This is a genomic window from Proteiniphilum sp. LBM24028, from assembly GCF_056629195.1.
In genome coordinates this window covers 3671146-3696647 of sequence record NZ_CM152817.1, presented here as the reverse complement: position 1 = coordinate 3696647, position 25502 = coordinate 3671146, and the positions used below count along the sequence as shown (strand labels likewise).

Sequence of the window (25502 nt, the reverse complement as noted above, 5' to 3'; positions counted from 1 at the left end):
ATGGGATAATTATTCCGGATCAGCAGATTTGGACATAGGCCATGTAACGGGTATCCGATGTAACGGGGGTCAACGGCTGGTAGCCGGAAAGTATTTTTCCGTATGCTACTTTAAGTGGAGACTCGCGCTGCATTTTTTTGTGAAATGACTGGGCATCGCCCTGATTTTTAAAATAATTCACCTTAAATTTGCCCTCTGCACCGCGTTCCATGTATCTTTCGTGGAATATTCGTGCCACCACACCCATATTCATCCGTAGGTTGATCTCCACACAAGGTTGAATCATGTACCCCTCTTCCGTTTCACACGCCATCATGTCCACACCTGCGTAACCGGTATAAAAAGGGAAAAAAAGGCTGAGTTTTTGTTTGAGTGATTCGCGCAATCCATGTAGCAAGTCTGTCCTAATATATCCCGACAGTCTTTCCACTATCTTACTGTCGGAAAGCAGCTCATTTCCGGCATAAGCACCCGAAGCGGCGGAATGGAACAGTGAGTAACCTGCAAATTGTGTCTTTCCCTCCTGCACATAAAACTCCATGGCAAAGTCTTGCACTTTGCGCAATACTGGTTCTGCAACAACACCTCCCTGCTCACGGATTACCCTTCGGCACCAGTCGGTCTGCTTGTCGGTAATATTACCCAGTATCCATATTAATCCTTTACCACTACCGGATACCGGCATCTTCAATATTTTATCACCCGGCACCGATTGTAAAAATTCAAGAAGTTCTTCAAGCCGGATAAAATAGTATGATTCCCCACAAAAGCTTTTTTCTTCCTTTTTCAGTTCCCGCAACAAGCGCACCGCGTTTTTACGATTCGTATACTCCTTTAGCCGTTCGAGTTCCTCCATTGAAGGCAACTGATGTTCACCGGCACCCAGGGAGGCCATTTTTCTCCTCAGCATCGGACTCCATCCCCAGGGAATGATTCTCTCCTTCCGACGCAAAACAATCTCCTGAGAGGAAATCATTTCAGCTGTAACGGGAAGCACACTCTTCAAGGCATCCAAAAACGACCGGTTCGCCTCCCCCTCCGCAATTACCGCCTCTCCATTGCCATACCATACAGGCAACAGAGCCATATCGTCCGCCATTTTCACGGCTGAAGCGGGGGGGGTGTAGCTGGCCGCGAAGTTCGACAATGCAAGATCGTGCCAGGGATTAAAAAAGTACATCTATTTATATTCTTTGATCTCGATCTCACCATTGAGAGCGAGAAGTGCATTCTCGGCCAGGGCACCCATTTCGTCCTGGCCGGGATACACGTAAACCGGTGCAATGCGATAGACTCTTTCGATGACCATGTTGCAAAACCACTTACTGTTGGCTATGCCACCGGTAATCAGAATACCATCTACCATACCTTTGAGCACGGTTGCCATCGCTCCTATCTCCTTTGCTACCTGATAAGCCATTGCCTCCATCACCCGCAGATATTTCTCATCGCCTTCCTTCGCCTCCCGTTCAGCCACATAAGCATCGCTGGTACCCAGATAAGCCATCATTCCTCCTTTGCCGACAATCATCTCCGACATCTTCTCGTAGCTGTAGAGGCCACTAAAAGCGACTTTCAACAACTGCCCCACAGGCAGTGACCCGGAACGCTCCGGAGAAAAGGGTCCATCGCCATCCAGACCCTGATTTACATCAATTACCTTTCCTTTTTGATGAGCGCCCACAGTGATTCCACCACCCAGGTGTACCACAATAAGATTGAGATCCTCGTATTTTTTCATGATGGATTTGGCGTGAGAGCGGGCGATTGCCTTTTGATTCAAGGCATGAAAGATGGATCTTCTCTCAAAGAGCGGATGTCCGGAATATCTTGCCAGCGGCTGTAATTCATCCACCACCACCGGATCGGCAATAAAGGCTTCGGCAGAGGGGAGCATCTTTGCAATGTCGTGTGCGATCAATGCTCCCAGGTTGCTGGCGTGTTCACCCCGCTTGCATTCCAGAAGATCTTTCCGCATCGCTTCATTTACCCGGTAAACACCCGATTTGATGGGCTTCACCAGTCCGCCCCGGCCAATCACCGCGTCGATGGTCTCCAGAGGGACGTCGGCACTTTTCATTTCCTCATAGATAATGTTTTTCCGGTATTCATACTGATCAGTAATCTTCTCAAACTTGTGTAGCACTTCGGGTACATGCTTGATAGTTTTCAGGAAGATTACCTTCTCCTGCTGATAAATGGCGATTTTCGTCGATGTGGAGCCAGGATTAATGACCAGAATGCGTGTATCTGTTCCCATATATTTTTATTCTTTGATTACTATAAATATCTTCCGGCGAAGAAATATTAGCATATGCTATCTGAGACAGACTGCCAGGGCGATGGAATAAAGTTTACTCCGTTCATCGTCCGAGCGGGAGGTAAGCACAACGGGTACGGTTGCACCCATCAGCACCGCAGCGACTACCGCTCCTCCCAGGAAATTGAGTGCTTTATAGAACATGTTTCCTGCCTCGATATCGGGTGCCAGGATGATGTCGCAGTCGCCGGCCACTTCGCTCACAATACCTTTGTTCCGCGCAGCCTCCCTATTTACGGCAATGTCAACCGCAAAAGGTCCCTCCACGATACATCCTTTTATTTGCCCTTCCTGATTCAGCTCCTTCAGCCGGGCAGCATGCACGGTAGACTCCATTTTCGGGTTTACTTTCTCCACAGCTGCGGCCACGGCCACTTTGGGCCTTTCAATACCCAGGCGATGACATGCATTCACCGCATTGTGGATGATCTGGACTTTTTCTTCCAGAACAGGAGCGATGTTCATGGCCGCATCGGTTACACATAGCACTTTATGATAGTAGGGTGACTGAAAGAATGCCACATGACTCAACAGATGCTCCGTACGCAACCCTTCCTCCCGGTCGAGTATCGCCTTCAACAGATCTCCCGTCGCCACGCGACCCTTCATCAGGATATCGGCCTCCCTCCGACGTATCTTGGAGACAGCGATCCGCGCGGAGGCTGCCCCATCGCCATCATGATCCACAATCTCAATCCCTTCCAGATCAAAACCGATGGACTGCGCAATATTTTCAATCTCAGATTTACTGCCCACCAGTAGAGGATGCACAATCTTCTGCCGGACAGCGCTCTGCAGTGCTTCCAGCACATGCCGGTCTTCCGCCGCAGCAACCGCCACGATACACTTCAGTCCTCTCCTGGCACGCTCTGTCAGTTCATTTAAATCGCGGATCATTTCAACTGTTATTTTGAAGCTTTTCTCTTACAAAAGAACAAAAAATATTGCATATCATGACGATATATAGATAACATTTTGACATAAAGTAGAAAAAGTCACGCACTCATGGAATATTCATTTTGAACAATCAACACTTTTCAATTCACAGGTGTTCCGGTTAAGGACAAGATAATTTCCATGCACGGTACACTAAAAAACGTCCTAAAACACTAATTTTAGGACGTTTAAGTATTGATGAAAGCGTTCTTTGAATGCTCTCCTGAAACCCTGAAGGGCTTCTTTGGAGCGGCAAACGAGACTCGAACTCGCGACCCTCAGCTTGGGAAGCTAATGCTCTACCGACTGAGCTATTGCCGCAGAAATATCCTGCAAATGTAAATATTTTTTTATTAAGTATCCACACCTCACTATTTTTTATTTTGAAAAAATGACGCTTTTCGATCGTTACAGACAGCTTCATCCCGAAATGAGGGCTCATTTCAGGCATACACAACCCTGCAACAAAAAGTCATCTCTTCATAAAACTACCAGAAAGAAATAAAACAAGCTCAATATGTCAACCTCCATCTCCAAATCAAGGATTAAACAGGCTGTTTATTCACCTTTTGTTATATATTTAAAATATAATCTTCCACACTAAAAAGCGATTTATGAATCTTATGGAGTACACTGCCGAACCATTCCGCATCAAGGCGGTTGAAACGGTAAAGATGATTTCGCGTGAGGAGCGTGAAAAAGTAATAAAAGAAGCCGGTTACAACACTTTTCTTATTCCCTCGGAAGATGTTTACATTGACCTGTTGACAGACAGCGGGACCAATGCCATGAGCGACAAACAATGGGTAGCCATCATGCAGGGAGACGAGGCATATGCCGGAAGCAGGAATTTTCAGCATCTCGAGGAAACCATAAGGGAGTATTATGGCTTTAAGTATGTTGTACCAACCCACCAGGGACGGGGTGCCGAAAACATACTTTCGCAAATAGCCATCAAACCCGGACAACTTGTATATGAACCGGGACAATTGCGTTTTTTCACTGCCCGGTTTGAGCAGATCTGACAAACAGTGCAGGATATCCGGAGTATCTGCTTTACATGTAAGCACCAATACTTGTTCTTTTTAAAGACAGAAAAAAAAGTGTGCTTTTCGAATTGTAGGGAAAATTTATTATCTTTGCAGCCACAAATTTGATCGGGATGTAGCACAGTTGGCTAGCGCGCCACGTTCGGGACGTGGAGGTCGGGTGTTCGAGTCACCTCATCCCGACAAAAAAGGCTGGTACCCAGCCTTTTTTTATTTAACAGTACTATCCTTCACAATTGGTATTTCACGCTTTACACTCTGACTTAACGAAATCATAGTCTCAGTAGCTACCACCCCGGGTATCTCCTGAATACGATTATTGAGCAGGTCCATCAGATGCTCGTTGTCACGCGCAAAAAGTTTGATCAACAACGTATAAGGGCCGGTGGTGAAATGACACTCCGTAACTTCCGGAATTTTATCGAACTCAGGAATTACATTTTTATACATGGAGCCTTTCTCAAGTTTCACACCAATATAAGCGCTTGATGCATAACCCAGTACTTTCGGGTTCACATGGTAGCCGGAACCGGTGATCACATCATTTTCGATCATCCGCTGTACACGTTGATGAATAGCGGCACGTGAAACCCCACACTGTTCTGCCACGTCCCTGAATGGAATACGGGCATTTTGTGAAATAATCTCCAGAATCTGTCTGTCCAGTTTGTCAATTTTCTCCATGAAATACTCACTTTATAATTATTGCAAAAGTAATAAAAATCTATTATATTATGACAATTTGGAAGAATTATTTTGCTAAAAACGAACTTTTTGATTAGATTAATGGGAACAATGGCCATCATTTTGTCGTTTTGATATAATTTTGCCACAACGTCTCGGCTATGATCCAATCAAAGGGGGTGGTAATCTTAATGTTACTCTCCTCCCCCTTGATCATAAGAATGTGCATTCCGCTCTTTTCCACTACGGAAGCATCGTCGGTAAAGACAGGATCGAAAACAGCTTCATAAGCCTTCTTTAATTGTCTTGCCGGAAATACCTGTGGGGTTTGAATCACCCTCAACAGCTGCCTGTCAATTATCCGACTGCCGTTCTCTGTGAGCAGACGTACACTGTTTACTTCTTCCACCACCGGAATCACTCCGCAATCATGCCGTTCTGAAGTATTAAAACACCGTGCAATCAGATCAGTACCAACAAAAGGGCGGGCCGCATCATGCACACCCACAATCTCCTCCTCTGCGATCTCCACCAGCCCGTTTTTTACGGAGTGAAACCGGGTCTCACCGCCCATAACCACCTTATGTGATACATTGAAATCATGAAGCCTGCATAATTCGTTCCATAGCGACTGGAATCCATCCGGTAACACCAACACGATTTTCATTTGCGGATTGTAACGGTGAAAAGCCAGTATTGTATGCATTAGCATGGGCATTTCGCCTATCAGCCGAAACTGTTTCGGCAGATCACCACCGGCACGCAGTCCTTTACCGCCTGCCACAATGATCGTACTTTCTTTTCTTGCGGAGCTCATACGATGTCGTCCAGAATTTTCTGAAGTTCTTTCTCCGTCCTGGTCAGCTTCTCTTTACAAAAAGCGATGAGTTGCGAAGCACGCTTCACCTTGTCGGTAAGGAGATCCACATCCATTTCTCCTGACTCAATGGCCAATACAATGGCTTCCAACTCTTTTTTTGCCGAATTATAAGTTAATTTTTCCATCTTTCATTCATTTCATTTGATAAGCTAAAATTCAGGCTTGTTTTTTCTCAGGCGGATTATCTGACGAGTGTAAGCCAGTAACCCTGGAAAATGAGGTGCCATCCCTGAAGCGGGTCTCAATGATATCATCTACACCCAGATCCTGTAGCGAGGTGATAATTTTTCCATCCTTCAGAGTAAGTGTATATCCCCGCCGGAGCACATTTCCGGGAGAGATCATCCGTACAAACTGCTCTCTGTTTTCCATTAAATGGTATTGCTGCAACAGATGCCGTTTCAAAGCATGCCGCATTGTTTCCATAATCTGCTGCATCCCTGCCGTCTCCTTTTGTAGTAAACGCATCGATTGATGTATCACCTCTTTGGACAATGAAAACAAAAGATTTTCTTCTTTCATTGCGATAGTCTCACTCGCCGACACTACTCTATCCTGTAAAGCGATGAGATCAGAGAAGGTTTTCCAGGTATCATTTATGAAAAACTCAGCTACGGCAGTAGGGGTCTTGGCACGGGTGTGCGCCACCATGTCGAGCACGGTGATATCGCGTTCATGTCCAATTCCACTCACCACCGGCAGAGGAAACTGGGCCACATGGACTGCTACGCCATAAGAATCAAAGCAACTCAGATCGGATGTGGCCCCTCCTCCACGAATGATTGCCACAGCATCGAACAGATCCCTGTAATGGAAGATCTTCTCAAGCGCTGCAATGATCGATGCTTCGCTCCGCTCGCCCTGCATGACTGCCGGAAACAGTCTGGTGTAAAAAACCAGACCGGGCTTATTCTTCAGCAACTGATCGCGAAAGTCCTCATATCCCGCAGCAGTAGGCGAAGAGATTACGGCAATGCGGTTTGACGGTTCGGGCAGCGTGAGTTCCTTATTGAGGGTGAGTACACCTTCCTCCTCCAGTTGCTTCAGTACAAGCTGCCGCTGGCGGGCTATCCCACCGAGGGTGAACGAAGGATCAATATCGGCCACAGTGAGGGAGTAACCATACAGCTCATGAAAGTCAACCGATACCCGTACAAGTACATTGAGCCCCGATGTGAACGGCTGCCCGGTCTCCTTCTCAAAATAGGCAGAGAGCATCTGAAAGACACCCGACCAGATCACACCTCTGGCTTTCGCAACAATGGACTGCCCGGCGGGATCTTTCTCGATAAACTCAAGATAACAATGTCCGTTTCTGTTGGGACGCACGTCACTGGTCTCGGCCCGCAACCAGTATGTCTCAGGCAGATGATCGCGAATGGCATCGCGCACCCGGTAATTGAGTTCGGTCAATGATAACGATTTTTCAGACATGGTCCCCTGTAATTGTAAACAAAAATAACAAAACTTCAACGATATTTCAACCTTTCAGGCGGGTAAAATGGCAGCGAAGAGGATTCCGCGTAGATTTCATGATCAGTAAAAGGTTTTTAAAGAAGAAGAGAATCACAGCAAAAAACGCAATACTTTTTGCTGGTAGGGAGATTTAAAAAGAAGATGGATAAATTTGCCGGTTTCTCTGGATGAGTGGGGAACAGAGATTTGCAGTATTTCTTTTTCAAAAGTGTGGATAGAGATCAACTGACCTGACTCGTCGAGCAACCGCATTTCGTACGTATCGAAGGAGAAATCGGGTTGATTTAAAGTGATTAGGAAATGGTTTTTTGAAGGCCTGGAGACAGAGAAAAATTGCTCTGCAACGGGACCCTGTTCCACATGCAGCATGGCGAGGACCTCGCCATAAGCCTTTTGAAAATCGGGAATTCCGTTTCCATATATAGAATCGGGCATCGAATACCTGTCTGATGATCTTTTGATAATGTCAATTAGCTCTTCCCGATGCAATTTGGGGTTCACCGACCAGAGCGAAGCCATCAGCCCTGCCAGAAAAGGGGATGAAAGTGACGTTCCGTTTGTGTATCCAATCAGCCCCTCCTGCCCAATGGTAACAGTGCCTTTTCCTACTGAAACCAGATCCGGCTTAATACGACCGTCCTCCATCAGTCCGCGCGAACTGAATGAGGCTATGAGGCTGTCTGTTCCCACCGCACCAATAGCCAGCACATTTTTGGCATCACCTGGGGGGGTGGTTTTCCGCCAGGGCTTATTTCCTTCATTTCCTGCGCTGACTACAATCAACATCCCCTTATTAAAAGCCATGTCTGCTGCACGCGACATAAAGGATACCTCACCGTTAAGATCAGAAAAATTATAGTTGAGATGATTGTCGTCGAACCGGTTGTAACCCAGCGAAGTATTGATAAGATCCAGTCCCAGGCTGTCGGCATATTCAATGGCCCGCACCCAGTAATCTTCCTCCACCGGAAATTCACTACGTACATCTTCGGAACGCAACAACCAGTATGCAGCTTCGGGTGCCGATCCCATCATCAGTCCCGGCTGGTTTACGGCCATGGTCGACAACACCTTGGTACCATGATCACTCGTCGCAAACAGGTCGCCCTCAGGCACGAAATTCATAAATCCCTGCAGGTCCACCGTTTCGAACCAGGGAATCACATCGAAATTGGTAAATCCGGCGTCGATTACACCCACGTCAATACCCTTGCCCTGAAATCCGGCAACCAGAAGCTTATCGGCGTTATGCATGGCAAACTGATCAAGCGTAAGTCCGAAGGGATGAGTCGAAAGGACTGTTTGCAAATTATCACTTTTCTCCAGCCGGGGGCGCAGCTGGGAGCTGCTTCTCCATTCGTTTCCCCGCCATACGTATTTTACCGTATCCACAAAAGGAAGAGACAGCACCCCATTTATCAACAGGCTGTCAGCAACCTGCACTGTTATAGTACGGAACCACTTGCTGTGGGAGACCACCTTCCCTCCGGCCTTCTCTAATAACTTGAAATAATCCCGCGAAATAGGAAGGTCGGTTTCGTCGACTGCTACATTCTGGTCCTTTCTCCTTTCTATTGCCTTAAGAGAAAGAAACCGTTCAGGCTGGTCAAGAGTATATGTTGTGATCCCCTTGTCTTTCAGATAGACACGGAACCTGTAATTGAGCGATTGTAAAGATGAATGCCCGAAAGAATGTATTGAGAAGAAAAATAAGATAAGTATGAATAAGCTTCGCATAAAAAAGATGTTATTCCCTCAGGTCTAGTCCTTCCTGGCAAACCTATCTCTTATCTGTTGCTTTCTCCTGAGTAAAAAAAACAACAGCACCACCAGCAGGACACTGATACCTGTCACAGTAAAATATTCACTCCAGTTGCCGGATTCCTTATAGCGGGGGTAACTGACATAAGCCATGATACCGAGGTATATTAACAATGCAGCCGGAAGAAGAAACTGTTTTTTTATTTTTCGATTCATTTTTTCCTCTTATTGGGGAATATTGTCTGCTTCAGACATTAATCTGGCAAAGCGCTGAATTTTCTCTTTTGAGAGCTCTACCATCAGATCATCTTTCTCGATCATCTGCGTAGTCACAATTCGCTCCCAAACAGTCATTTTCAACTCATTAGCTTCACCTCCAAAACAATCAAGGACAATGGCGCGAAGTCTTAATTTCTCCGGAAAGGCATCTTCGAGTTGCTTACGTGCCATCTCACCTGTAAGGAGGCAGTTAATAAAAAGCCCGAGCCTTTTGACTGCAAGCTCATCCAGATGTCTCTCACAAAACCGGGATATCTCCTCCTGTATTTTCCCGGAATGAATAGAACCGCCCACTATGACGGAATCATATTTGGTGAGGTCAGGTACCATTTCCCGCTCGCTCAGATTGCAGATGTCCACTTTACCGTCTATCAGCCTGAACAATTCACGGGCACATTTATCTACAGTTCCGTGATCCGACGCGAAAACGATCAGTGTATTGTCCATAGGCATCAGTTCAGTTTCTCCAGAATAGTCAGAAGATATTCATAGGATTTTCCCACGCTGTCAATCTTTACAGCCTCATCGGGTGAGTGTGCACCGGTAATAGTGGGTCCAAAAGAGACAATATCGAGTTTCTGAGACACGTTCGACTGGATAATACCGCACTCCAGACCGGCATGGATAACCATCACCCTGGGGCGCTGATCATATTTCTCCAGATAAATTCTCTCCATCAGATGCAACAGTTCGGAACCGGCGTTGGGTTGCCAGCCGGGGTAATCCCCATCGAATTCCACCCTTGCACCGGCCAGCAGAAAAAGACTTTCTACCGAAGAGCAGACCCATTCTTTGCGACTCTCCGAGGAACTGCGTACAAGTAGCTTCACTTCAATACTCTCTTCGGATGTTTGTATCATGGCAAGGTTCAGAGAACTTTCCACTACCCCCGGAAAATCGGCAAGATAACTAATCACGCCGTTGGGACACCCTTCCACGGCATTAATCAGATCGTCCTGAATTTCTTCGGGAAGGATTGTTTCCGGAATATCGGTTCGTTCCGCCTTAAAGGAAATACCATCTTCGATACCGGCAAAATCTTCACGGAACAGTGCTTCATACTCCGCTACGAGATCGATCAAATCATCGGCAAGCTGCTCGGGGATGGTAAGCACGACAAACGATTCACGTGGAATTGCATTCCGGAGCGTTCCTCCCTGAATGCCTGCAATACGGGCTTCATAGTTTCTTACCACATCTTTCAGAAAGCGATTCATCAGCTTGTTTGCATTGGCACGCCCCAAGTGAATCTGCACCCCGGAATGACCGCCTTTTAATCCCTTCAGGCTGATTTTAAAAGCAATATCACCGTGGTCTATATTCCTGTCGGCCTGAAAGCGGAAGGAAATATTCACATCTCTCCCCCCCGCACAACCAATACATAATTCTCCTTCTTCCTCAGTATCCAGATTCAGCATCAGCGAGCCTCCGAGCATGCTCCCTTCAAGTCCGTTGGCTCCATCCATACCCACTTCTTCATCCACGGTAAAAAGAGCTTCAATGGTGGCGTGTTGTAGCGAAGTGTCTTCAAGGACAGCCATCATCATGGCACATCCAATGCCATTATCTGCCCCAAGTGTGGTAGCATGCGCCTTTACCCACTCCCCATCGACAAATGTTTCAATAGGATCTTTCGCAAAATCATGTTCCACCTCAGCATTTTTTTGCGGAACCATATCGAGATGAGACTGCAATATTACTGTCCTGGCTGATTCATATCCTTTCGTAGCTGGTTTTCTGATCAGCACATTGCCCGCTTTATCCTGTCTTGTTTCCAGATTAAGTGATTTGCCAAAATCTAACACGAAACGGGTCACCTGATCCATCTGTGCTGTGGGACGGGGAATTTGAGTGAGGGAAAAAAAATGTCTCCACACACTTTCGGGTTTTAAACCAAGTATTTCTGCTGTAGCCATATTATTCTAATTAAATGATTTATTCGTATCTGTTACCCTATTCCCTCTTTTGACATAAGGCATGGCAATTACACCGAAAAGTCCGTAAAGTATTTGCCAGGCCGACTGAATGGTAAATACTGCCCCGGCAAAAGCAAGCGCCTGATTTTCAGCTACCCCCAGTATCAGTAGCGAAGAGATGACCACAAAATGCCATGGGCCAATCCCACCCTGTACAGGCACGGAAATACCAATGTTGGTCATCGCAAATACAATCAGTCCTGCCAGAGGCCCAAGATCTTTGGTAAAGTCGAATGCGAAAAAGCAAATGTAAAAATACAAATAAAAAAAGAACCAAACCAGAATTGTGTAAATAATTATATGCCACTTATCCTTCATCTTCCATATCAGTTTCAGGTCATACTTCACCGTATAAAGAAGATTTTTAATTTTCAGCATAAAGGGTCTCTCCCTGAAAACAGTCAGTAATAACACCACTCCCAGCAGCAATGTACCAAAGGAAACATAGATCCAAATGGAAGAAAAAATTCCAGACATCTTCTCTGCCAACTTGGGATTATTTTGAAAATAGGATATAAAAAAGTCGATGTAAAGAGCTACACTTACAAAGACTACAAGTAATCCCGCCAACACATCAACAACCTTATCAACAAGAAAGGTTTCTAATGTTTTTCCAAAAGGTATTTTATCATATTTGCTGACCACCCCGCATCGCCAGATATCACCGGCACGCGGAAGCACAAAGTTGACAGCATAATTACCCAGTGTGGCAAATACAATGCTCGCGCGGGGGGGATGATAACCGAGCGATTTCACAAAAAGCTCCCATCGCAATCCTCTGAGTGCGTTACCTAGAAGACCGAAAATCAGGGATGCGGCGATAATGCCAAAGTTGGCAGATTGTACAATCACCCACAACTCACCCATATCGGTATTACGGTACATCGCCCATATAATCAACAATCCCAGCAGCAATGAAAGTACTGTCTTCAGTACACTCTTCACGGATTCTGTATTTATTTTCACCACACAGCTGTTTATTTTTGTACAATCTGAATCACCTCTATTACACAAAGCCGTTCAAACACTTATAAATCAATAATGGCAACTTGTTTTTAGATGATGTTTGAATTAATATATATAATAAAATGTTACCTTTGTGGCCGTAAAGATAAGGAATAAACGCCATATTGCAATGATTCCGGTAAGAGCAAAAAAAAACCTCGGGCAGCATTTTCTCAGGGATGAGGTGATTGCAGACCGCATCGCGGCTACGCTCGACGATTTCCCCTTACTTCCTGTTCTGGAGGTGGGGCCGGGTACCGGTATGCTCACGCAATTCCTGCTGAAGAGAGAGAGGGATCTTACCGTGGTAGAAATAGATCACGAGTCTGTGGCCTACCTGCAGACACATTTTCCCGCACTGCAGGAGAGAATTCTTCAAAAGGATTTTCTCCGGATGGATCTCTCCGCATACTACGGCGGCGAATTCTGTGTAATTGGTAATTATCCTTACAATATTTCCTCACAGATTTTTTTTAAAGTAATCGATTACAGGGAACAAATCCCCTGTTGCTCGGGAATGATCCAAAAGGAGGTTGCGGAACGCATGGTTGCCTCACCCGGCAGTAAATCCTACGGAATACTGACTGTATTGCTACAGGCATGGTATGAAGTGGAGTACTTGTTTACGGTGAATGAACAGGCGTTTATCCCTCCGCCCAAAGTCAAATCGGCGGTGGTGCGGCTTACGCGTAACAAGCGAAAGCAGCTTGGCTGCGATGAAAAATTATTCAAAACCGTAGTCAAGACGAGCTTCAATCAGCGACGAAAGATGCTGCGCAACTCCATCAAATCACTGCTATCGGATGAGAGCCCCATGCCCGACGACCCTATGCTCACGAAAAGACCTGAGCAACTGTCAATAAAGCAGTTCGAACAGCTTACCAACTTGCTGGAACCGCTGGTCAGACAGACTCCCCCGAAAGAAAAAAATGACTGATTATTCACGATTCAAAAAAAAGAGATCATGGCGGAAATTAAATTATTTTATCATAAAGACGGTATCGTCAGATTAAGCCGCAGCCTCGATTTCCTGAAATCTAACCCCATACAGAATTTTCTATGGATCGACCTCAACGACGTGGACGAAGAGGTGGAAAACGAACTGGAGGACTTCCTGAAGATATATATACAGGAAGAAGAGGAGATGATTGAGATTGAGATGTCTTCACGCTATATCGAGACCAACGACACCCTTGTGGTTAACTCGAACTTCCTTTTATCGAATTTCGAGACCGATCCGGTATCGTTTATCCTGAAAAACAACATATTGGTCACAGTCCGTGGCGAAGAGCTGATATCGTTTCATGAGACGGTAAAAAAAATATCAGCCAATCCTAAAAACTATCCTACGGGGGCACATGTACTTGTGGCACTGTTGGAAACACGAGTAGAGTTTGATGCGGACATGATTGAAAACATGACGCAGAAAATTACCCAGTTAAGTAATACCCTCACCCTGCAGGAAGCCGATGAGGAACTATTGTCGGAGATCAAGAACCTGCAGGAGAAAACCATGATGCTACGCGAAAACATCATCGACAAACAGCGCGTGGTATCGAGTATGTTACGTAGTGAATTTATTCCCACGGAACTGCAACCCAAGCTTTCCATCATCATCAAAGACATCAATTCACTAGTGGAGCATATCAAGTTCAGTTTTGACAGGCTTGATTATCTGCAAGACACTTTCCTGGGTTATGTTAATATCGAGCAGAACAAGATCATCAAAATCTTCACCATCGTCTCGGTCATCTTCATGCCCCCCACCCTTATTGCGAGTATTTACGGAATGAACTTCACCATCATGCCTGAGCTGGACAAAAAGTGGGGTTATCCGGCAGCCATCCTCTTCATGGTGCTCTCGTCGCTGTTCATTCTCTACTTTTTCAAAAAGAAAAAGTGGTTGTAGCCCAATATACAGTTGAGCCACCCTCTGGATGAGAGTGGCTCAACTGTATATTATGTCTATCACCGTGATAAATTTTCCAGAAGCTCCTTGCCATCCCTCATCAGGTTGTTCAGATCTTCCGGCCTTTCTATGATATTAAAACGTCTTAATATTTCTTCCAGTTGTTTTAACTTCCCAGGCTCGTTCTGCAGGTTTTCCCGCAGAATGCGAATTTTCTCGGCATCCTGAATACCTTCACGAAGCCGTTCAAAACGAATGGAGCTGCGTCCATAGGGATAAACTACATAAGTATCTCCGGCGGGCCAGGTGCGAAAACGCGAGTCGATAAGCGGCTCTTTTACCCAGCTGTTATATGCCCAACGCAGGAATCCATCGAAACCGGCAGCCATGGTGTACCAGCCAATAAAAGCTCCTTCTGCGGGATCGGAGAAGGTGAACACATTTGGAAATACATCTGAACAACAGACATACCAGGTAGTGACATAACCCTTCTCTGCCCGGTATATACGGTCTTCCGGATCAACCTCCGCTCCGTGTGCTACACACAAATCGGTCAGCTGGTCGGGATATTCTTTGTAGCTTTTGTGGTTGTCGGCCAATGCCACCCCCATTCCGGGTGCTACTTCTTCCAGCAACTTCAGCATCGCTTTCATTTCTACAGGATTGCGCTCGTCCATGGCAATACGGGTAATTTCGCGCCACCCTTTTTGATCGAGGTGTTTCACAAAGTCTGCCAAAAAAGGTTTCCACAAACCTGCGTACTCTTTCGTTCCCGGTGCAGCAGTAATCTTCACCTCTTTCCCTTCACTTTCATCGAAGTAGTAGAATGTATTTCCCCACGGGACCATGGTATAGCAATTGATTTGCTTTTTTATACCCAAGTCCATCATGAATTGAACCCAATTGTCGAAAAAGGTATAATCGAACGCCCATGAGCCGTCCGGTTTTTTTGTCCAGCCAATCATGCTGTCGAACGCATCCTCGGTTTGTCCGTTCCATGGTCGTTTGTTCAACGTAGCGGTAATAACTTTCTGACCTGCATCGGCCAGCATCTTCATTACAGGCCGAAGAGCATCCCAGTGTCCTCGCGACCAAGGCTCCACGCCTGCAACACGGGCCACCGCATAGGGATTCTGCCACAGGTCCAAATGGAAAGCCCATTCTGTTCCTGGGGGCAGGATCTGAGGAAGCACTTCAAGCTGGAATGAGATTTTATCTCTCTTTTTTCCTCCGGCAAAAACCTGTAGCGTAGATATGTAAATACCGGGCTCCGCATCAGCGGGAACATCTATCGTTATCCATACGGGGCGTGTTGTGTTGGGAGATAGGTTGAAACAGGATACGTTATCAAGAACATCGGCACTGAGCGATGAAGCGAAATCTTCAGGCTTTCGGTGCCCGCACCCTTCTGCAAACTCATCTGTAATTACATAGCGTACAAAATTAATGTTTGCGGCATCTGCAGAAATAATTTTCCCGTCGGATGTTTTAAAATCGCTAAACAGGCATTCAACCCGGGAAACGCTATCCTTACTCCAAACAATCATCTGAGCCGAGACACGTTCTCCCCTCCATGCAACGCCTTGCCATTGTTTATGTGGGGTTATTTCCGGTATTTCATGTTTCAGGTAGCGTGTATCGATGCTTCCTACAGACACCTGCAAACCTTTAGCCAGTGCTTCCCAGTTAGAGCTGATTGTCACGGGAAGATCAGCTTCGTCATAGGTCTGACATGTTTTAAAAGTTTGGGCAGGTTGCGAACAACCCACTATCAAAAGTAAGAATACAAGAGGGTAAAATCGAATCATAAAAATTAGTTTTAAAATCATTTCAAAGTGTTAAAGATGGTATATTTTAGCCGGCTATCATGTTAAATCGGCAATAACTATCCCTTCTGCACATATATTTATTTAACGATCCAACGAGCTTTATAAATTTTAAACCCATAAGCCCTAAATACAACATTTCCGTTTTCGTCCACCAAATGATCTGCCCACCACTCTTCGTCGGGACACAGCATGATTGTTCCGAAACGGGAATCGGAAATACTTTTTACCGCCGGAAAACGATATGCCGATTGGATTCTATTGCTTTTCTGATCATATTTCCAAACCCTTTCGTTGGTCGTAAGCCACAACATATCTTCCTCACCGTTTACGGGAAACAGATCGTGTGAAGAGCGAAGAGGTTCATCGCTCGAAGCTACTTCGACCTTCATTTGATTCTTGAGAAGCGGTTTGTCTTTCTGTCCGTTGTAATCGTAAATATTCATCACATGTGTCGCCGAATAAAGCTTGCCCCGTTTCTTATCCCAAAACAGATTGTGAGCGGCCGGAAGCTCATATTTGGCGACCATCTCGCCGTATCCTTTCAGGGTATCGGTACGGAATGTAGCCAGAATCCCGTCGGTGGAAGAGGCGGTAACAATATTCCCGTCGGGAAGCAGTTCCGCCGAGTGCGGATTAACGCCGGCATGTCCGTAGAACAAAACTTTCTTGTCGGCTATGCGGATCAGTGCCACCGCGCCGCCTGATGCCGTCATCAATATACAGCTGTTATCATATACCGGCTTCACCTCGCTGGGGTTGCTAAACCATGATCTCCTTTCCTGCGGTATCTTTCCCGACAGTGGGTTCCACTCCCATACAATCTTCTGCGTAACCATATCTGCTATCACAATAGAGGCATTCGCCTGATTGGTGACCACAATAGCTTTTTCCGGTAATGTAAATTTTTTTTCCGGTTTATTCGTTATAACGGCCTCTTTGCTGCAGCTGCATCCGCAACTCATGATAACGATGCCAATCAACATGAAAATAAAATGGCAGGAAATTAATTTTCTGTTCATTTTTTCAATTTTAAAGAAATAGCAGAGAGGTTTTTCCCTGCTATTTCAGATTTTCGATTTACTGTCTATCCATTCAAACTATTTTACCATATACTCATAGGCTCCTATATCAACGGATGAACCAATGATACGGGTGTTTCCCACAATATCGACGGATATACCCGGATATCCGGAGTCACCTGCATCAATACATATCGAGCCGGCCGCGAGTGAAAAGTCCGGTGTATTGTCCGTAGGATTGGTAAAATGAGGACCACCGGGTGCACTATTATCAGCTGACAGTTCAATACAACTGCTGCAAACGAGTCCTTTTTCTGTTAGACCGTTCATGATGGCACAATTAACAGCCGGAATATCTCCTCCACATACTACTGCTCGCGTACGAGATCCTCCCGTTATTTTAATATTCCAGATAAGCGTGTTATACAATTTGGTGCCTCCATGGAAATAATTGGAATTCCATCCGTCGGATAAGCTATTTGCAATGGTAACATTGTATAATTGAGAATTGTTTGCCCTTATTAAATAATTCTGAGAATGAAGGTTATAGAACAGGCAATTCATCATCTTGCATGCTTCGAAATAGCCGATAGCCTTACCGTGACGGATGTCGCGAAATTCACAATTACGGAATCCGTGATTCTTGTAGATTTCAAAACACCCCACCCCTGTGTTGGCATAATTGTCGCAATCGGCAAAAACAATGCCGTCCATCCAGCAGATATCGCCATTGTTATTCCAGGCATTCATGAAATTAAAATTGCCCCCTTTGAATACGGGTTTATTTTTCAGGTTCCGCTCTTTAAGTTTTGTCTCCGTTCCCGAAAAGCCCCCGTATACATTCACTGCTTTCCATGTAAGCGTAGAAGAAAACTGATAATTCCCACTGGCAACCCAGATTTCCATATCTCCGTTATTGGAAGCTGCCCCCATAGCATCGTGTATTGAGCCGAAGGCTTGTTCCCAGGATGTCCCGTCGCTGTTACCGCCGGGCTTAACGTAAATTATCTGATTTTTTCCTCTCTGGGCGATGAAAAGGGTGTCGGATGCCTCAACAACGCTGCCTTTGTTCTTTATCACCACAAATCCATCCCGTTCCACTCCTGTCTGATTGTTCGCAATATCTACCGAAACCACTACATTTTGTACGTTATGGCCTTGCAGCTGTTGATCAGCTTTTATCTCAATCCACGAACCGGAAGAAACACACTCGTAATCCACATTCAACGTCACCGGAATGTCAATCGCAAAACTCTCCTTCTTGATAACAATATCTTTTTTCTCCTTTTCCAGAGGGATAAACAAGATTTTATCAACCGGTTTTTGAATAATCGACAAGGTGGCATCAGTTGTCCTGTCTTTGTCAAACAACTTTATTTCTGTTGTTTGATCCTTCCCTGAAGCGTTTGGAGAAGCAGTAATCTTTAAATGTCCGTTATCAACCTTGGTAAAGGTAAATCCGTCCCTGGATGCCGCTTCCGGCTGCCATTCCTGATGAGTGACCACTTCGATGATCACCTCTCCGCCCTGCCGGTTAAAATAGACCAGGCTCTGAGGCAGCGTGATAAGAGACCCCCGCCCTTTTTGCACTACCTTTATTCTTTGACTGAGCTGATCCATCAGCCTTACTTCAATCCAGCCTTCACGATCGTCCATACTTTGGTTCTCCTCGCACGAAAAGACAATGGAATCGGCTTTCAATGCTTGTCCTCTGTATCTAGTCAGATTAATCCAGTCGCCGGAAGCCTCGGCAAACCAAGGATATGAAGAGGTTAACGGCACAACCATACGCATTGTCTGCGGACTGCTTGTTACGGACTCCTGCACATCTATTTTAGGTTCTACCCTGCGGACTTCGTACGAATCGTCACAAGCCGTCAACACACAGGCAAATGCAATTACTCCCCATAGAGTTCGATATATGGAATTATATATTTTCATGATTTATTCATTTTTTTATAACTACTAATCCGTTGATAACCGGCCGCAATTGACCGTCGGACGGTTTGTTCAATACATTAAAACTGCCTGTTCTATCTTTGATGACAAAAGTACTGGATCCTCCGCCATCCAGGTTGATTGCATTGTAGCATCCGGCGCCTTTACATAAAGTGGCGACATCTTCCAGCCGCATCCCGGAAGAATAACCTTCCTGACGCCCGTCTATCACAAACAGAAAACATTTTTTGTTATCTTTCGATAACCCGACAAAAGTACGGGGCCCAAACTGCATGGTAATATCATCCACAGGCATCTCTTTATTTTCCTCTCCGTCTCTTACCAACGAATGGTATCCGCCCATGGCCTCCAGCACATCGTCTTTTATCCCCTCAAAGTCCTTGGGGTGAATTATTTTGCTTTCACCATTCTTCAAAACGACAAACAAGCCTTCATACCCGGGATAATAGGTCTCTTTCAGTATCTGCCCGTCCTTCACAAAAATATTCATGGTGAAAAATTTATTTTTGTCGGTATATTTACCGGCAAAATCGCCGTTCACACCTACGCATATGTCTTTCCCCGCTTTTTCTGCCCAAATCATTTGTTCCGGCATGACCTGAGGCTGATCTTGAATATTTTCATTGTTAGGCGTACAGGTCACAACCGAAAGATTTTTATCTAAATCGATCTCGGCAACAAACATCCGGGTAGGCCGGGTCAAGTACCTGAAATTCACCTCTGTAATTGTTAATCCCTCCGTAAGCTGATAGGACGAATCTTTTTCCACCACCTGGATCTTATCCATATAATCGGCAACCGATTGCATCAACGGGGTTTTCGCCCCTTTGTGCAAGCCGGACACCATCACCTCATCAGATGAAGAAGAGCAGCTGAGAAACAGCATACATACAACGTACCAGAGGGTAATATATTTTTTATTCGATTTTAAATCATTTATTCGTATCATGTTTCAATTTTTTATTGTTTTACCATCCCGGATTATCGGGTAACAGATTAGGATTAAGTGAAGTCTCTTCAATGGGAATATTGAACAGATAGTTTTTTTCCGTGAAAGAGGGTTTATATGTAACCCTTATGGCATAAGGCGTAATAAATCCATCCTCATCGAATCCTATTTTCTCCCTGATCATATTGATCTCTTTTGCTGAATAGAATTTGGAATCCATAATCGCTCCTCTCCGCTCACGGTTCAACAGGTTCACTCCTGCTCTCCAGCGACAAAGGTCATCCCATCGATAGCCCTCGGCAAACAGTTCGATACGACGTTCCCGCCTGATCTCGCGAATAAGATTTTTGTCGGCTCCTTTTATATCGGGATATTTACTGGCCAGGTCAGGATCCTCAACAGGGTTGGCAGTCAGGTCGAAGGAGAACCCTACACGCCGCCTCAAGGCATTGATCGTTTTATCCAGTTCCGGGTCCAGTCCCAGTTCAGCCCCTGCTTCGGCTCTTATGAGCAACACCTCGGCATAACGCATTACCGGTGCATCGGTGGTTCCTTTGAAAGCCTCGGTACCTTCCCATTCCGAAGCTTTATAGAACTTGCTAATACAATATCCTGTAACGGATGTTCCGTAAAACGGCCGTTCATTGGTTCCGTCAAAAAGATTGAAGATATTGGGAGCTCCTCCTTTCATAAGACCTCCGTCCTTCCTGTACAGATACTGTGCATGAGGACTGTTCGGATCAGGCACGCAGATAGTCTGTACGAGACGTCTATCACGATCCATCATCTCCGACAGATATCCCATGTGGGGATTGTGACATCCGCAGACAGATATCGGTTTCCCTGTTCTGGAACACAAATATTCTTCAAAACAATCCCTACTCATACCGTAATTACTCATCGGATATTGCCTGGAGATCTGATGTCCCATATTTATTGCGGGATCATACTCACGAGATAATATGATTTCAGGATTTCCCTGATAATGATCCTGTATAAAGAGGTTGAAATAGCTCATCTCCGTGCCGTTACCAGTATATAGATTATGTCCATATTCGGTCTTCATCAATTCACCCGCGGTATCGTATGCCTTCTTTAACAGTTCTTCATCGCCCTCCATATCGCGGTAACGCCTCCAGGTCCCTTCATACAGACAGACTCTTGCTTTCAGTAATAAAGCAGCATTTTTACTCACCTTGCACACATCGGTCTGCTTGGGCAGGTACTCTATTGCCCTGTCCAGGCACATCAGTATGGAGTCTGTTATGAGCACGCGTGAATCCCTTTTCTTGTAAAGGTCCGGATCGTTTTTATCCAGCACCTTGTCATACCAGGGCAGATCGCCAAAACGTTTCATTTTATTGAAGTAATCCCAAGCTTTGAAGAAATAGATCTCTCCCGCATAATGTCTTTTATCATTCGCCGATGCCGGGCTACGCATGTAATTCTCCAGAAATGCATTACATCCGCGTATAACGCCCCAACTCCATGCCCCATCGGTATGGTTTTTCACATTTTTACCGAATGCAATCTGATTCGCACCTCCACTTAAGAGGTTATCGGATTGCAGATCGGCGGTAATCAGGGGGCTGCCGTCCCACGAATTGGGGTTCCCATGTCCGATTACCAGGCTTGGATAATAGGTATGACAATACTGTTCCAGTGCAACCCCGTTGGCCGTAGCCCAGAACCGGGTATCGGTAATAGTGTCCCCAGGTTCCACATCCAGGTAGTTGCAGCTTATCATTGTTATATAGGTCAATAAATATATATATTTTTTCATCACTTTTGTGTCTTAAATTATGTTATCGTCAAAATGTAATGTTTGCTCCAAGAGAAAAATTTCGCATAAAAGCATACTCTTTTCCTGAATTGGACCCTCCATCGCTCAGGCTCTCCGTTATATCGGGAGTCATAAACGGAGGCATATGTGTTTTTTCCCACAAATTATTTCCGCTCACATAAATTCTCAATTGCTCTATAAATAAACTGGATACGTATTTCTTCGGAAGATTATAACTGAAGGTCAGGCCTTTCAATCTTAAATAGGCTGCATTCAATAAATATTTCGATTGTCGCTGTATATTCCTGTTGTTTAACGACTTTCTTGGATAGTATGCATCCGGATTTTCCGGGCTCCAGGTATTATCGATATGGTACTGGAAAATATTTCCGTTGTAGATACCGCGCGGGAATCCCCAGAACTGGTCGCTGCTGGTCCACACATCACGTTTTCCTACTCCGTCGAACATCACCCACAGGCCAATTCCTTTCCAATTGATATCCAGCTGTGCATTATAGCGGTATCTGGGTGTATTGTTTCCAATAATCACCAGATCACCCGAATCATCCAACGTGTTTTTACCGATATTGATCACTCCGTCGTTGTTAACATCCTTATAACGGATATCTCCAGGCTTCCATGTATGGTAAATATAACTTTGTATATAATTCATGCGGGCAGCCTCATGCTCATCCCTTATAAACCCATCAGTAACATATCCCCAATAGTCTCCCATTTTCCAACCCTTGTAATACATTGACAAAGAACCGGTAGGGTTATCAAATTTGGTAATTTTAGCCTGATAATCAGAAAGACCTGCCGATAAAGAATAGGTCAAGGGGCTACCCAGGACATTGCTGATCTTATCCCTCCAGGAAACTTCAAGTTCCCATCCTTTGGTTCGCATATCGGCAAGATTTTCCTGCCCTCCACCGGTACCCAATACAGCTGGAAGTGTCACAGAGCGTATCATATCTTTCGTATCCCGGATATAATAATCGAAGGATCCGGAGAGGCGATTATCAAACAAGGCCAGATCTATTCCGACATCACTGCTGATTACTTTCTCCCATGTAACATTGTTTGGCAACGAGGGAGCCGACAGATAGGTGAGAGGTTCGCCATTCATCATATAATTACTCATGGCTCCACCAGTAAGAGATGCTATGTAAGAGAAGTAGGAACTGATAGCCTGGTTACCCAGAACCCCTACAGATGCCCTGAGTTTCAGGTTATCTATCACACCGCGTAGGGGAGTGAAAAAACTCTCTTCCGATATTCTCCAGCCGGCAGATGCAGAAGGTACGAACACATGGCGCTTGCCGGAAGGAAATTTTGAAGATCCGTCATAACGACCGTTCAATTCCAGAAGGTATTTTGATTTGAAATCGTAATTTAACCGATAGAATAGACCCTGTACCCTCCATCGCGTATCGGTTTCGTTATTGCTGACATAGTTTATGGCCAGATCGGAAATAGGAGTTTCATTATCGAATAGGTCTGACATTCTGAATGACAATCCCTTGTAATCTTTTCCTTCCTGATTATATCCACCCATCGCCTTGAAATTGTGAAGTTTGTCTATATCCCAGTTATATTCTGCCCACACGTTGAATGTCTGATAATTATTTTCGGTATTACCGTTAGACACAAAATTAGGTGTCTGGCTCTCAACCGGAGCCACCCCTTCGGGCATGGTCTGGTAAACCGTCTTACGATGTATTTTGCTTCTTCCGAAATATTTATTCAAGGTATAGTTTCCTTTAATAGAGAGGCCTTTGAATGGATGCAGGTCGAAACGTCCGGTATACCACATGTCATTCCCGGTACTAATACTACGTCCTGCCTCAGCCATATGACCGATCACATTGAAGTTACCGCGGCTCAGCGACATTCCTGCAAAATCGCCATTGGGCAAAAAGACCGACAGTGTAGGAAACATCCTATATACTTCATAATACCAGGTCTCGGCAGATGAGCCGGCCTTATACGGCTCGTCATTATTCGTATAATTGTATTTGGTTGAAAAACCGAGGTCAAGCCAGTCGGTCATCTTTGTATCGAAGGTAAAAGAGAGGTTGTAACGTTTATAGTCATCATTCCCATAACGAAAGATCCCTCCCTGATCTTTAAAACCGCCCGAAAGGTAATAGCTTGATTTGTCCGACCCACCCGCAATGCTCAGATTATGCTGCTGCATAAATGCGGCATCCTTATAAAACTCATGAATCCAATCCGTATTACCCACATAGGCCCACCCGGGGTTGTTGGGTGTATGGTTAGGGCTTTGAATGCCTTCGGTATCAACAAGAATGGCGGGATTGTTTTCAGGATCGGCAATGTGTGCATCCAGTGCCGCCAGGAAACGGTCGTTGAAATAATAGTCGCCCGGCGACTCACTGTCGTATGCATCATTCCATGCTCTCGCCCATACATCGGCTCTCGGCATCTCAGGCAAACGTGCCGGAGTGCTCCATGCCAGGTTATTATTATAATTGATCTTTATTTTCTGGTTTTCACGTCCCTGCTTAGTGGTTACCAGCATCACACCAAATGCGGCACGGGCACCATAGATAGCAGCTGACGAGGCATCTTTCAAAACGGAAACATTCTCTACGTCCTGCGGGTTAATCAGGGAGAGGTCGCCCTCTACGCCATCGATCAACACAAGGGCCGACCCGCCGTTTAATGATGTGTTGCCCCTGATATTGATCCCGGCACCTGCCGATGGCTGTCCGCTGGCAAAGGTGATATTAAGATTGGGAATCACCCCTTGCAACCCCTGCGCAATATTGCCTATAGGCCTATCACTCAGCACATCGCCCGAAACAGATGCGACGGCACCTGTAAGATTGAGTTTTTTCTGTGTCCCATACCCGACAACTACGAGCTCATCCAGGGTTCTGGTATCTTCTTTCAGTACAATACTGAAAAAACTTCTGCCCCCCACTCGTATCTCCTGTTCCACATAACCTATGTAAGAAATGGTTATCGTTGCATTTGATTTTACCTTCAACGAAAAATTGCCGTCTATATCAGTAACTGTTCCGTTACTTACGACATCTTTTTCAATAATGTTGGCACCAATAACCGGATCACCGGCTTCATCGGTGATTTTTCCCGTAACTACTTTCTCCTGTTGACTCTGATTGCCTGTAATTGCCTTTTGTATTACCGGTGGGGTTCTGCTTATGGATATTGTATTATCTGTCCGGTAAAAGTAGAGTTTTGTTTGTTCGGTAATAACATCCAGCAACTCCTGTATACCGGCATCCTTTACATCAATAGTCACAGGCGGAACTTTGCGTAAGGTGCTCTGGTCATAGAAAAATTTAAAACTTGTTTGCCGGCTGATTTTGTTGAGGACATCAACCAACTGCCCGTTTTTAACATAAAATGTGATGTTTTTTTCCTTAACGTTCTGACCGTAGGAAGGAGTTACCAACAAAAGGTTCAGACAGAGAAAAGAAAAAAACAGAATAATGTTTTTAATATTTTTGTTCACAGCTGTCAGATTATTCATAACTTTGTAAAGTTTAATGATTTTAGTGAGATTGTTAAACTGATTTACCACAAACAACCGTAAGATGCAAACAGTAGGGTTGTTTTGTAGTATCATCCCGAGCAGCCCTGAACAGGGTTGCTCTTTTTTAATAAAATAAGAAATAATTAAGCAGTTGAGGTTTTA

The 25502-nt window shown here is 45.1% G+C and carries 21 protein-coding genes and 2 tRNA genes; 4 read left to right on the top strand and 19 right to left on the bottom strand.

Features of this window, described 5'->3' with window-relative positions:
- Nucleotides 1–19: 19 nt before the first annotated feature.
- The 4 genes from AC1HCU_RS14765 to AC1HCU_RS14750 form a co-directional block, all read right to left on the bottom strand.
- Entirely contained in the window at nucleotides 20–1180 is a 1161-nt protein-coding gene (locus AC1HCU_RS14765) for a hypothetical protein (protein WP_480367191.1), read from the bottom strand.
- Entirely contained in the window at nucleotides 1181–2260 is a 1080-nt protein-coding gene (gene buk / locus AC1HCU_RS14760) for a butyrate kinase (RefSeq protein WP_480367189.1), read from the bottom strand.
- 57 nt (nucleotides 2261–2317) lie between these two features.
- Nucleotides 2318–3217 (bottom strand): bifunctional enoyl-CoA hydratase/phosphate acetyltransferase, encoded by a 900-nt coding sequence (locus AC1HCU_RS14755; RefSeq protein ID WP_480367186.1) that lies wholly within the window; start codon nucleotides 3215–3217, stop codon nucleotides 2318–2320.
- A 284-nt stretch (nucleotides 3218–3501) separates the two neighbouring features.
- Nucleotides 3502–3577, bottom strand: a tRNA-Gly gene (locus AC1HCU_RS14750).
- A gap of 293 nt (nucleotides 3578–3870) precedes the next feature.
- Between AC1HCU_RS14750 and AC1HCU_RS14745 the strand changes: the two genes are divergently transcribed.
- Both AC1HCU_RS14745 and AC1HCU_RS14740 read left to right on the top strand, forming a co-directional pair.
- Nucleotides 3871–4281 carry a beta-eliminating lyase-related protein gene (locus AC1HCU_RS14745; protein WP_480367184.1) on the top strand — a complete coding sequence of 137 codons (411 nt, stop codon included), beginning with the start codon at nucleotides 3871–3873 and terminating at the stop codon, nucleotides 4279–4281.
- A 133-nt stretch (nucleotides 4282–4414) separates the two neighbouring features.
- A tRNA-Pro gene (locus AC1HCU_RS14740) sits at nucleotides 4415–4488 on the top strand.
- Between the two features lie 27 nt (nucleotides 4489–4515).
- Here the strand turns inward: AC1HCU_RS14740 and AC1HCU_RS14735 are convergent.
- The 9 genes from AC1HCU_RS14735 to AC1HCU_RS14695 all read right to left on the bottom strand — a co-directional run bounded on the left by AC1HCU_RS14735 (nucleotide 4516) and on the right by AC1HCU_RS14695 (nucleotide 12327).
- Nucleotides 4516–4989: an Lrp/AsnC family transcriptional regulator gene (locus AC1HCU_RS14735; protein WP_480367181.1), complete on the bottom strand. Its 474-nt coding sequence runs from the start codon at nucleotides 4987–4989 to the stop codon at nucleotides 4516–4518.
- Nucleotides 4990–5107: 118 nt separating this feature from the next.
- Nucleotides 5108–5806, bottom strand: coding sequence for a 2-C-methyl-D-erythritol 4-phosphate cytidylyltransferase (locus tag AC1HCU_RS14730; RefSeq protein ID WP_480367179.1), 699 nt, complete (start codon nucleotides 5804–5806; stop codon nucleotides 5108–5110).
- Nucleotides 5803–5994 carry an exodeoxyribonuclease VII small subunit gene (xseB, locus tag AC1HCU_RS14725; protein WP_480367176.1) on the bottom strand — a complete coding sequence of 64 codons (192 nt, stop codon included), beginning with the start codon at nucleotides 5992–5994 and terminating at the stop codon, nucleotides 5803–5805. Before xseB ends, AC1HCU_RS14730 begins: the two co-directional genes overlap by 4 nt.
- Before the next feature lie 31 nt (nucleotides 5995–6025).
- Nucleotides 6026–7303 (bottom strand): exodeoxyribonuclease VII large subunit, encoded by a 1278-nt coding sequence (gene xseA, locus AC1HCU_RS14720; RefSeq protein WP_480367173.1) that lies wholly within the window; start codon nucleotides 7301–7303, stop codon nucleotides 6026–6028.
- A gap of 132 nt (nucleotides 7304–7435) precedes the next feature.
- Entirely contained in the window at nucleotides 7436–9082 is a 1647-nt protein-coding gene (locus AC1HCU_RS14715; protein WP_480367170.1) for a S8 family serine peptidase, read from the bottom strand.
- Between the two features lie 24 nt (nucleotides 9083–9106).
- Entirely contained in the window at nucleotides 9107–9322 is a 216-nt protein-coding gene (locus AC1HCU_RS14710; RefSeq protein WP_480367168.1) for a hypothetical protein, read from the bottom strand.
- 9 nt (nucleotides 9323–9331) lie between these two features.
- Nucleotides 9332–9832, bottom strand: coding sequence for a flavodoxin domain-containing protein (locus AC1HCU_RS14705; protein ID WP_480367166.1), 501 nt, complete (start codon nucleotides 9830–9832; stop codon nucleotides 9332–9334).
- 5 nt (nucleotides 9833–9837) lie between these two features.
- Nucleotides 9838–11301, bottom strand: coding sequence for an aminoacyl-histidine dipeptidase (locus AC1HCU_RS14700; protein WP_480367164.1), 1464 nt, complete (start codon nucleotides 11299–11301; stop codon nucleotides 9838–9840).
- 6 nt (nucleotides 11302–11307) lie between these two features.
- Nucleotides 11308–12327, bottom strand: a complete 1020-nt coding sequence (locus AC1HCU_RS14695) for a lysylphosphatidylglycerol synthase transmembrane domain-containing protein (protein ID WP_480367161.1) — start codon at nucleotides 12325–12327, stop codon at nucleotides 11308–11310.
- Nucleotides 12328–12496: 169 nt separating this feature from the next.
- Between AC1HCU_RS14695 and rsmA the strand changes: the two genes are divergently transcribed.
- The gene (gene rsmA / locus AC1HCU_RS14690; RefSeq protein ID WP_480371248.1) at nucleotides 12497–13303 is read left to right on the top strand and encodes a 16S rRNA (adenine(1518)-N(6)/adenine(1519)-N(6))-dimethyltransferase RsmA; all 807 of its coding nucleotides are present in this window, start codon (nucleotides 12497–12499) and stop codon (nucleotides 13301–13303) included.
- 27 nt (nucleotides 13304–13330) lie between these two features.
- The gene (corA, locus tag AC1HCU_RS14685) at nucleotides 13331–14275 is read left to right on the top strand and encodes a magnesium/cobalt transporter CorA (RefSeq protein WP_480367158.1); all 945 of its coding nucleotides are present in this window, start codon (nucleotides 13331–13333) and stop codon (nucleotides 14273–14275) included.
- Nucleotides 14276–14334: 59 nt separating this feature from the next.
- Here the strand turns inward: corA and AC1HCU_RS14680 are convergent, their stop codons facing one another.
- The 6 genes from AC1HCU_RS14680 to AC1HCU_RS14655 form a co-directional block, all read right to left on the bottom strand.
- Complete coding sequence (locus AC1HCU_RS14680; protein WP_480367156.1) at nucleotides 14335–16083, bottom strand: DUF4091 domain-containing protein; 1749 nt, start codon at nucleotides 16081–16083, stop codon at nucleotides 14335–14337.
- 98 nt (nucleotides 16084–16181) lie between these two features.
- Entirely contained in the window at nucleotides 16182–17123 is a 942-nt protein-coding gene (locus AC1HCU_RS14675) for a DUF6528 family protein (protein WP_480367153.1), read from the bottom strand.
- A gap of 78 nt (nucleotides 17124–17201) precedes the next feature.
- The gene (locus tag AC1HCU_RS14670) at nucleotides 17202–19064 is read right to left on the bottom strand and encodes a BACON domain-containing protein (RefSeq protein ID WP_480367151.1); all 1863 of its coding nucleotides are present in this window, start codon (nucleotides 19062–19064) and stop codon (nucleotides 17202–17204) included.
- Between the two features lie 7 nt (nucleotides 19065–19071).
- Nucleotides 19072–20031 (bottom strand): phosphodiester glycosidase family protein, encoded by a 960-nt coding sequence (locus tag AC1HCU_RS14665; RefSeq protein WP_480367148.1) that lies wholly within the window; start codon nucleotides 20029–20031, stop codon nucleotides 19072–19074.
- Between the two features lie 19 nt (nucleotides 20032–20050).
- Complete coding sequence (locus AC1HCU_RS14660) at nucleotides 20051–21814, bottom strand: RagB/SusD family nutrient uptake outer membrane protein (RefSeq protein ID WP_480367146.1); 1764 nt, start codon at nucleotides 21812–21814, stop codon at nucleotides 20051–20053.
- A 28-nt stretch (nucleotides 21815–21842) separates the two neighbouring features.
- Nucleotides 21843–25337, bottom strand: a complete 3495-nt coding sequence (locus AC1HCU_RS14655) for a TonB-dependent receptor (protein WP_480367144.1) — start codon at nucleotides 25335–25337, stop codon at nucleotides 21843–21845.
- Between the last annotated feature and the right edge of the window lie 165 nt (nucleotides 25338–25502).

Excerpts from the sequence above, each read along its gene's own strand:
- AC1HCU_RS14765 (WP_480367191.1), bottom strand. The coding sequence starts at position 1,180 with ATGTACTTTTTTAATCCCTGGCACGATCTTGCATTGTCGAACTTCGCG.
- buk (WP_480367189.1), bottom strand. The coding sequence starts at position 2,260 with ATGGGAACAGATACACGCATTCTGGTCATTAATCCTGGCTCCACATCG.
- AC1HCU_RS14755 (WP_480367186.1), bottom strand. The coding sequence starts at position 3,217 with ATGATCCGCGATTTAAATGAACTGACAGAGCGTGCCAGGAGAGGACTG.
- AC1HCU_RS14745 (WP_480367184.1), top strand. The coding sequence starts at position 3,871 with ATGAATCTTATGGAGTACACTGCCGAACCATTCCGCATCAAGGCGGTT.
- AC1HCU_RS14735 (WP_480367181.1), bottom strand. The coding sequence starts at position 4,989 with ATGGAGAAAATTGACAAACTGGACAGACAGATTCTGGAGATTATTTCA.
- AC1HCU_RS14730 (WP_480367179.1), bottom strand. The coding sequence starts at position 5,806 with ATGAGCTCCGCAAGAAAAGAAAGTACGATCATTGTGGCAGGCGGTAAA.
- xseB (WP_480367176.1), bottom strand. The coding sequence starts at position 5,994 with ATGGAAAAATTAACTTATAATTCGGCAAAAAAAGAGTTGGAAGCCATT.
- xseA (WP_480367173.1), bottom strand. The coding sequence starts at position 7,303 with ATGTCTGAAAAATCGTTATCATTGACCGAACTCAATTACCGGGTGCGC.
- AC1HCU_RS14715 (WP_480367170.1), bottom strand. The coding sequence starts at position 9,082 with ATGCGAAGCTTATTCATACTTATCTTATTTTTCTTCTCAATACATTCT.
- AC1HCU_RS14710 (WP_480367168.1), bottom strand. The coding sequence starts at position 9,322 with ATGAATCGAAAAATAAAAAAACAGTTTCTTCTTCCGGCTGCATTGTTA.
- AC1HCU_RS14705 (WP_480367166.1), bottom strand. The coding sequence starts at position 9,832 with ATGGACAATACACTGATCGTTTTCGCGTCGGATCACGGAACTGTAGAT.
- AC1HCU_RS14700 (WP_480367164.1), bottom strand. The coding sequence starts at position 11,301 with ATGGCTACAGCAGAAATACTTGGTTTAAAACCCGAAAGTGTGTGGAGA.
- rsmA (WP_480371248.1), top strand. The coding sequence starts at position 12,497 with ATGATTCCGGTAAGAGCAAAAAAAAACCTCGGGCAGCATTTTCTCAGG.
- corA (WP_480367158.1), top strand. The coding sequence starts at position 13,331 with ATGGCGGAAATTAAATTATTTTATCATAAAGACGGTATCGTCAGATTA.
- AC1HCU_RS14680 (WP_480367156.1), bottom strand. The coding sequence starts at position 16,083 with ATGATTCGATTTTACCCTCTTGTATTCTTACTTTTGATAGTGGGTTGT.
- AC1HCU_RS14675 (WP_480367153.1), bottom strand. The coding sequence starts at position 17,123 with ATGAACAGAAAATTAATTTCCTGCCATTTTATTTTCATGTTGATTGGC.
- AC1HCU_RS14670 (WP_480367151.1), bottom strand. The coding sequence starts at position 19,064 with ATGAAAATATATAATTCCATATATCGAACTCTATGGGGAGTAATTGCA.
- AC1HCU_RS14665 (WP_480367148.1), bottom strand. The coding sequence starts at position 20,031 with ATGATACGAATAAATGATTTAAAATCGAATAAAAAATATATTACCCTC.
- AC1HCU_RS14660 (WP_480367146.1), bottom strand. The coding sequence starts at position 21,814 with ATGAAAAAATATATATATTTATTGACCTATATAACAATGATAAGCTGC.
- AC1HCU_RS14655 (WP_480367144.1), bottom strand. The coding sequence starts at position 25,337 with ATGAATAATCTGACAGCTGTGAACAAAAATATTAAAAACATTATTCTG.